This window comes from Paracoccus lichenicola (genome assembly GCF_009708075.1).
GTDB classification, from domain to species: Bacteria; Pseudomonadota; Alphaproteobacteria; order Rhodobacterales; family Rhodobacteraceae; genus Paracoccus; species Paracoccus lichenicola.
This window is the reverse complement of the sequence record NZ_WMBT01000033.1, coordinates 1-7,265: the sequence shown is the minus strand read 5'-3', so window position 1 is coordinate 7,265 and position 7,265 is coordinate 1. Positions and strand designations below refer to the sequence as shown.

The window sequence follows — 7,265 nt, the reverse complement described above, 5'->3', positions numbered from 1 at the left end:
TTGACGGCGCGTGAACACCGCCATGATATGCCGCCCCTCAGGGCATCACCAACTTTCGCTCATTACTCGCTGAAGGACGGGATCGGCGCTGCGAGCTGGTTCTGCGATCCACAGGCGCCGTGGCAAAAAGGAACGGTCGAGAACACGAATGGCAGACTGAGAAAGCACCTGCCCCGCTCGACCGAACCGACGGCTCTGACAAATCGATACTTGAGGTCGATTTGTCAGAGCCTCAATTCCACACCGCGCAAGTGTCTGGGCTACCGAACACCCGCAGAGGTCTTTGAAAGCAACCTGATGGCTCTCAGAAACAGACTGGAGTAGAAGAAAAACAACGATTTGCGCTTCGGCGTGAGTTCACATACGCGGCATGACCCGTGCCTTCCAGCAAGGCCAACTCAATCTGATGGGAAGCTTGATCGGCCTGAGCGAGCGCAAGCGGCAGGATCAGGCGCTGTGATCAATCGGCTTGCCCTCGCCCTACGGCTGGCCTTGGCCCTGTTTCGAGTGCTGCCATGGCGCCCGCGCCGCTTTGCGTACCGCACGAGAAGCCTTAGGTGCCTGAAAGCGACGCAGACCTTCACGCCTATGTCGATCTGCTCGCGGCAAACTTCAAGCGCTACTTCTCGGCGTTGACCCGGCATTTGCAGTGCTTGGAGACAGCCTGGCGGGACGGCCCTTTTGCCGTGGCTTTCTGGCAGGAAACACCCCTGTTATCTCACCTGAAAGGTAACGTGTGACGACATGAAAGGATGAGTCAGGGAGTGAAATACACGGCCGGACTAGCCGCCAAGGCGGCGGGTAAGAGCATCCCGACTATTACGCGGGCGATCAAGCGGGGCGCCACTCGGCAGATCGTGAGCCCTCGGGCGGCTATCTCATTGATCCGGCCGAACTGCACCGGGTGTTCCCTGCCGTAAGCCCTGACCGTGACACCAGTCCTGATATGTCAGGGTCTGAAACCCCGCAGGAGTTGCTGTTACCCCCGGCTGGAACTGGAAATCGGCATGTTGCGTGAGATGCTGGCGCGGGAGCAGGAGACGGTCGCCGACCTGCGCAGCCGCGTTGACGCGGAAGCGGCGGAATGGCGACGTCTTACCGCGCTGCTGACCCACCAAGGGGAGAAATCTGCCCTGCGCCTCCACCTCGGCGGTGGTTCTGGCGGGGTGGGCGCAAGGGATGAAATTGCGCAAGTGCGACAGGGCGCGAAAATGCGACCTGTCCATCAGGTTGACTCTCCCTTGTTCTCATCTCCGGCACGGGCTCAGGCCCGTGTTGCCGCAACATGCTTGATGACGAACCCGCTCTCCGGCAGGGCCGGCACGCGGGCCAGGTCGATCAACAGGTCCTGAGCGGGCACGTCGTAGCGCATCCGGCCCGTCAGCATCCGGGTGGCGAGCTTGGTGAGCTCGATGGCGATCCCCTCGCCGGGGCATCGGTGGCCCTGAAGATGCTCGCCCCCACCTTGGGGAATCAAGTCGAAGGGGCTCGGCCGCCGCTCCAGGAGCCGCTCCGGCCGGAACGCCTTGGGGGCGCTCCAGCTTCGCGGATCGTGGTTGGTGCCGTAGAGGTCAAGGATCACCCAGTCGCCTTGGGCAAACCGGTGCCCGCGCCAGTCGAAGGGTTCCTTCACCCGGCCGCCGATGATCGGGAAGAACGGCGCCTGCCGCCGGACCTCCTGAGCGAACGCCTCCAAGTAAGGCTCGCCCTCGTTCAGGACCCGCTGCCGGACATCCGGGTGCCGGTGTAGGACGAGGGCAGCGAACACCATGAAGCGCGCGACGGCCACGGTGGGGCGCAAGACGTTCAGCAGCTCCACGGCCGCCACCTTCACATCGAGAAGCCGTCCGTCGTGGTCCAGGTGCGTGGCGATCACGCGGAGGGGGGCATCCTCGCCGAGAGGCAGCGTCCCGGCTCGGGCGCGCCTCACCAAGTCGCGCGCCCAGCGTTCCGACCGCGCGCGAAGGAGCTGGCCCCGCCAGTTGCGCGGCCCCACCGAGCCCGCGCTCTCGATCATCTCGGACAACTCGCGGGTCCGCCGCGCGGTTTCGGCGCCCTCCAACGGCACGCCGGCCCAAGCGCAGACGGCTTGGGCGAGGATCGCGCGGACCTCGTCGAACAGGACAATCTTCGGGGCGCGCGCCCAGTTGGGCAGGCGGCGTAGCCACTCGGCCTCCGTCAGTTCCGCCAGACGCGCGACGGCCTCGGGCTTGACCAGTGACATGAACATGCGCTTGCGTTGGCGATGCGGTGCCCCATCCAGGGTTTGGACGCTGCCGTAGTCCTGGAGGAGCCTCGCGACCGTGACCGGCATCGCGCCCACGCGGGTGAAGTGGTCGCTCCCGTAGAACAGCTCGGCCGCGACGGCACCCCTCATGCAGACCGCGCGGCGCAGCATGAGGCGGGTCGAGAACAGGTCCGAGTCCAGCCGGTCGCAGCGCTTCGAGACGAAGAGGTAGCCGTCGCGCAGGAAGGCGAGGGTGCTGTCCAGCACCCCGTCGGAGGGGATCGGGAGGCGCTCGTTCAGCGGGGTTTCAGGCATCAGAGCCCTCCGTCCCACGACCCGGCCTGACGAGGGGGAGCCGTCTTGCGGGCCCAGCCAGAAAGGAACGGCGCGATCAGCAGGAGCGCGACGCCGAGCGAGATCCACACGTCAGCGAGATTGAAGACGAAGGGATGCCAGGCCCCGACGTGCAGCCCAAGAAAATCGGTCACGGCCCCGAACGCTGCGCGGTCCATCAGGTTCGCGAGCGCGCCCGCAGTAATCATCGAGAAGCCGAGCCGTTCCCATCCTTGTGAGCGGAGCGCCCAGACGGCTACCAAGGCCGTCAACAGACCGGTGGCAGCGAGGAGCGCGAGCCGGCCCCTTTCCCTGTCGAACGACAGAAGGCTGAAGGACACGCCCTCGTTGAAGGTCAGGCGTAACGAGACGAAGGGCAGGAACCCACTCGCGGCGCCGTAGGGTTCGAGCGCGGCCCGCGCCCAAGCCTTGGCCACGAGGTCAAGCGCCGCGCCCGCGGCGATCACGAGAACGGCGGCCCTGGTCCTCATGTACGGCCCGCCTGCTTGAGATCGGAGCGCGCATCCCGAATGATCGACCACGCCGATTGCAGGAACAGGCCCGCGACGGCGAAGGCCACCAGAAGATCAGGCCAAGACGAGCCAAGCGCCCAGACAAGAACGGCCGCGACGACCACGGCGAGGTTGCCAAACGCATCGTTTCGCGAGAACAGCCAGACAGCGCGCATATTGGCATCGCCCTTGCGGTGGGGCAGCAGCACAAGGGCAGCAGCCACATTGACGATGAAGGCCACGACCGCGAAGCCGCCCATCAGGAGAGTTTCCGGCTCATGCTCGACAAAGACGCGGTAGAGCGTCGAGCCGATCACGCCAAGGCCGAGAAGGCCCAGAAACACACCTTGCAGCAGTGCCGCCTTGGCGCGCGCCGCGAGACCCCAACCCACTGCAATGAGGCCGAGGAAGGAAATCAGGCCATCGCCCACGAAATCGAGCGCGTCCGCCTGTAGTGCCTGCGAACCCGCCAGAAAGCTGCCGACAATCTCGATCACGCCATAGCCAACATTGAGCAGGACAACGATCCAGAGTGCGCGCTTGTAGGCTGGGGTGACGTGCGACAGGTCAGGGATCTTGTCGTCATCCTCATCGGTTTCCGCCCCGGCCACCTTGGGCTGGCCTATGCGGTCAAGCTGATAACCCAGGCTTGTCACTGCCTGCTCAACAGCGGGAAGCCGCGCCTGCGGATCATCGACATTGAGCGTCATGATCTGCGAGGCAATCGACACCTTCACATCGCCCACGCCTTCAACCTTGCGGACTGCGCCCTCGATCTTGGCGGCACAGGATGCGCAGTCCATGCCCATGACGTGATAGCGGATTGTGTCGGTTGCAGCGGCCATTCGTCGATCCTCGAAACTCCAGCCTTGCCTTGCTACAATCTGTAGCGACTACAGGAGCAAGTCAAAAGATGCAGATCGGCGATTTATCCCGGCAGACGGACGTGAACATTGAGACGATCCGTTACTATGAGCGCATCGGGGTTTTACCCAAGCCTGCCCGTCAGCCGAACGGACGACGCACCTACAGCCCCGCCGATGCCGAACGCCTGGGCTTTATCCGCCATGCTCGCGAGCTTGGTTTTGATCTGCCAAGCATTCGCATCCTGCTGGCCTTGCAAGAGCGGCCGGAAGCATCATGCGAGGATGCGAGCCACATTGCCCAAGAGCAGCTTGAGGCAGGCGAAAGCCGGATTGTCCGCCTGCTTCTCTTGCAGGATGAACTGGCCCGAATGGTCAGCGATGGTGAACATCGGCAGATCAGGAGCAAGTCTGGCCAGCAAGGTCGCGAGCACGACCGGCCGGGCGAAAACGACAGATCCGATCAAGATAAGCGAGGGTGTGTTCATCCTATCAACATACCGGGAGCGGTAAGGTCTTTTCGTCCTTCGTGATCTGACGGAGCACTGAAATTGGGATTGCACCATTCAGAACGGTCCGTCCTATCACAAGGCCTGGGGTGCCCATGAAGCCAAAAAGATCAGCCAGGGCACGCGTTTGATCGAGTTCGGCCTGCACCTCGGGTGAGGCCATATCCTTCGCAAGCTGTTCGACATCGAGACCGAGGTCAGATGCCACACGCAATACCGAAGACTCTTCGGCAACGAGTGGCGTTCGCATGAAGCGGTGCCGTAGATCCTGCTGTCTACCCTGCCGTGCGGCCGCGACCGAAGCGCGGGCGGCAAGTTCAGATGCCGGTCCGAAAATCGGTAACTCGTGCTGCACCAGCCGATAGACGGCCGGGTCATCAGCCAGTAGTTTGTCCAGATCCTTTTCAAGGGCGCGGCAGAAGGGGCAGCGAAACTCGCTGAAATAGGCGATCGGAACGACATCGGTCGGAAGGTCGGTGCCGAATAGGGCCGGGCAGGCCGCGGCGCGCATGGCTTCCACTCGCGCATGGCGTGCTTCAGCATCATCCGATGGCGCATCGAGGCCGATCAGCGCAACGGATGCAGTGGCAGTGGAGGTTTGCCCCATGGACTTCAGACGACGAAATGGCGGCACGTCTTCGATCTCGACATAAGAGAGGCTGCGGCCTGTCAGCCCCTCCCAAGGCAGCGCACGCAAGCCATAAATCGCGGTGACAATGCCCCCGAGAATCAGGACGTCACGTCGCCGGACTGTCATAGCACAGTCACAGAGGTTTCGACCGAGACCTGCTCGTAGAGCTGGATCACGTGATCGATCAGCATCCTGATACAGCCGATAGGCACCGATTGCCCGATCAATTGTCCGGGGTTCGGTCCCACTGCGGATGCGGGAGTGGGTGTCGCGCCTGACGCGGTAGAGATAGAGGCAAAGTGCTTGCGCCCGAGCGGGTTCCCGGGGCCACCCGGCCCATTATCGGCGAGCCGCCCATAGCGTTCAGGATTACGCCGGATCATGTTGTGGTATGCGCTCATTATTGGATGCCGTGGCAGATGAATGTCCTGATCCTTGTCTAGCCATTATTATTCCTGGCCTGAATAGCTTGGATCCGTATGGGCCAAGTTGATTTTATGAACGCGAGGATGGCCGCCTCGCCCGTAACTATTTCGCCAGTCTGGCGCCGGTTTCTGTCGTGATTGCTTGGACCTAAATGAGGTCTCTACGTAGATATCGTGCCGATGGTGGTCGATTACGCTGGCCTCATCGGTGAGTTTCTTGGAGGCCCCGGCTTCAAGCTCCCCCTTGGCTCACGCGACCGGATCATTTCCAGGCTGCGCGATGCCTTGGACAAAGTGCTGGCCGATCCGACGGTTCTGTCGGGCCTTGGGCAGGCCGCGCGGGCGCGGGCCTTGCAAGATTTTTACCTGGACCGCCAAGGCCCGCCAGATTGCTCGGGTTATGACTGGATCTTGGCGGGAAAGCCGGAACCCGCCCCGGCCTTGCTGTCCTGATCAGCCTTCCGGCATGAACTTCGGCAGCGGCGCGATCACCTCTCGGGTCATTTCCAGAAGGCGGGCTTCGGCCGATTCCTCGGATTCCTCAGACCCCATGGTGGTGGTCAGGCGGACGATGCCGCCATCGGTCTGGCCCGAACGGATGCCGTCGGCCAGCAGATAGAACTTGGCGGCGACATCCCAGGCCACGCGGCGATCGCCTTGCTGAAACCAGTAATAGACCATCATCCGCAATTCACCCTTCTGGATGATGACGCGGTTCAACAGGAACTGGCCCTCGGTGCCCAATTGGGGGGCTATGTCCACCCGTTCCAGCTTGGCGATTTCCCAACCGGAGGAGGGCAGGCAGATTTCCGGCGAATGGACGCCCCCTTTCGACTGGTCGTGGTAAAAGGCCATGAACAGCCCCACCGTAGGGGTGGCGGCGTCGCGCATCATCGTCACTTGGCGGTAATCGTCGGCGCCCAGGACCTTGGCGACATTCGGAGCCAGCCGTTCCTCGGGGCCGCGCTGCTGCCAAGCGCCAAGCTGCGTGGGGAACATGGAGAATGCGCTGCGCTGGACCATCTGCCCGCGATCCTGCGGCACCAGTTGCCAGGCGGCAAGCGCCGCAAACCCCAGCACCGTCGCCGCGACCATCGCGCGCGAGGGCCGGATCAGCCGGATCCGCCCGGCCTGCGACAGCAGGTTCGACGTATCCAGGTCCAAGGCATCGGCCAGCGACGGTCGGCCGGGATGGAACAGCAGCATCAGCCGCGCCAGAGCGAACAGCATCACGATGCAGATGATGAAGATCACCCAGCCTTCGAAGAAATGGGTGAACCCTTCCAGCCATTCGATGCCATAAACATTGGCGATGAGCCCGGCCACGGCGATGCGGACCGAGTTCATGAAGACGGTGATCGGCACCGCGGCCAGCAGCAGCACCGCCTTGTGCCATTTCGGCCCGCGGTAAAGCACCGCGAAGATATAGGAAAAGGACATGATCGGGAACAGATAGCGCAGGCCCGAGCAGGCCTCGGCCACGTGCAGGCGCATCACGCCCAGGTCGATAATGTTGCCTTCCAGGAAGACCGGCACCGACAGCAGCTTCAGGATGCCCACGCCGATTTCCGAAGACACCATCTGAAGCCAGATCGACACCTTGTAATACAGGGTCGCAGGCAGCGGCAGCATATAGACCAGATGCAGGACCGAGGGCCAGAAATGCCAGCCTCGGGACCATCCCATTGTTACCAGGTGCGGATTCAAGATGAAATGCGACAAGAGCGTTGACGCAGCCTGACCCGGACAGGCGGAGACATCCGCC

At 62.8% G+C, this 7,265-nt stretch carries 10 protein-coding genes; 4 read left to right on the top strand and 6 right to left on the bottom strand.

The window, feature by feature from the left end:
- Positions 1-324: transposase (locus GIY56_RS17830; RefSeq protein WP_407946992.1), on the top strand; the 324-nt coding region annotated here is incomplete at its 5' end.
- Between the two features lie 233 nt (positions 325-557).
- On the top strand, positions 558-740 hold the full coding sequence (locus GIY56_RS17825; RefSeq protein ID WP_154766193.1) for a hypothetical protein: 183 nt from the start codon (positions 558-560) through the stop codon (positions 738-740).
- Between the two features lie 524 nt (positions 741-1,264).
- Here GIY56_RS17825 and GIY56_RS17820 read toward each other — a convergent pair.
- The 3 genes from GIY56_RS17820 to GIY56_RS17810 are packed head-to-tail and all read right to left on the bottom strand — an operon-like array spanning position 1,265 to position 3,917.
- Entirely contained in the window at positions 1,265-2,542 is a 1,278-nt protein-coding gene (locus GIY56_RS17820) for a cytochrome P450 (protein ID WP_080623081.1), read from the bottom strand.
- Positions 2,542-3,051: a signal peptidase II gene (lspA, locus tag GIY56_RS17815; protein WP_080623082.1), complete on the bottom strand. Its 510-nt coding sequence runs from the start codon at positions 3,049-3,051 to the stop codon at positions 2,542-2,544. The genes GIY56_RS17820 and lspA overlap by 1 nt, the downstream gene beginning before the upstream one ends.
- Positions 3,048-3,917 carry a cation diffusion facilitator family transporter gene (locus tag GIY56_RS17810; protein ID WP_230312625.1) on the bottom strand — a complete coding sequence of 290 codons (870 nt, stop codon included), beginning with the start codon at positions 3,915-3,917 and terminating at the stop codon, positions 3,048-3,050. The genes lspA and GIY56_RS17810 overlap by 4 nt, the downstream gene beginning before the upstream one ends.
- Before the next feature lie 68 nt (positions 3,918-3,985).
- Between GIY56_RS17810 and GIY56_RS17805 the strand changes: the two genes are divergently transcribed.
- On the top strand, positions 3,986-4,468 hold the full coding sequence (locus GIY56_RS17805; RefSeq protein ID WP_080623083.1) for a MerR family transcriptional regulator: 483 nt from the start codon (positions 3,986-3,988) through the stop codon (positions 4,466-4,468).
- Here GIY56_RS17805 and GIY56_RS17800 read toward each other — a convergent pair.
- Both GIY56_RS17800 and GIY56_RS18440 read right to left on the bottom strand, forming a co-directional pair.
- A complete protein-coding gene (locus GIY56_RS17800; RefSeq protein WP_196053692.1) occupies positions 4,428-5,141 on the bottom strand; it encodes a DsbA family protein in 714 nt (237 codons plus the stop codon). The two genes, GIY56_RS17805 and GIY56_RS17800, sit on opposite strands and share 41 nt — an antisense overlap.
- A gap of 56 nt (positions 5,142-5,197) precedes the next feature.
- On the bottom strand, positions 5,198-5,476 hold the full coding sequence (locus tag GIY56_RS18440) for a L,D-transpeptidase family protein (protein WP_196053691.1): 279 nt from the start codon (positions 5,474-5,476) through the stop codon (positions 5,198-5,200).
- A 204-nt stretch (positions 5,477-5,680) separates the two neighbouring features.
- On the opposite strand from GIY56_RS18440, the gene GIY56_RS17795 reads away from it, so the two are divergent.
- Entirely contained in the window at positions 5,681-5,953 is a 273-nt protein-coding gene (locus GIY56_RS17795) for a hypothetical protein (RefSeq protein WP_080623085.1), read from the top strand.
- Here GIY56_RS17795 and xrtD read toward each other — a convergent pair whose 3' ends face one another.
- Entirely contained in the window at positions 5,954-7,186 is a 1,233-nt protein-coding gene (xrtD, locus tag GIY56_RS17790) for a VPLPA-CTERM-specific exosortase XrtD (RefSeq protein WP_230312624.1), read from the bottom strand.
- Between the last annotated feature and the right edge of the window lie 79 nt (positions 7,187-7,265).

Bases quoted from the DNA above. Each gene is read 5' to 3' on its own strand.
- GIY56_RS17820 (WP_080623081.1), bottom strand. From the start codon at position 2,542: ATGCCTGAAACCCCGCTGAACGAGCGCCTCCCGATCCCCTCCGACGGG.
- lspA (WP_080623082.1), bottom strand. From the start codon at position 3,051: ATGAGGACCAGGGCCGCCGTTCTCGTGATCGCCGCGGGCGCGGCGCTT.
- GIY56_RS17810 (WP_230312625.1), bottom strand. From the start codon at position 3,917: ATGGCCGCTGCAACCGACACAATCCGCTATCACGTCATGGGCATGGAC.
- GIY56_RS17805 (WP_080623083.1), top strand. From the start codon at position 3,986: ATGCAGATCGGCGATTTATCCCGGCAGACGGACGTGAACATTGAGACG.
- GIY56_RS18440 (WP_196053691.1), bottom strand. From the start codon at position 5,476: ATGAGCGCATACCACAACATGATCCGGCGTAATCCTGAACGCTATGGG.
- GIY56_RS17795 (WP_080623085.1), top strand. From the start codon at position 5,681: ATGGTGGTCGATTACGCTGGCCTCATCGGTGAGTTTCTTGGAGGCCCC.
- xrtD (WP_230312624.1), bottom strand. From the start codon at position 7,186: ATGGGATGGTCCCGAGGCTGGCATTTCTGGCCCTCGGTCCTGCATCTG.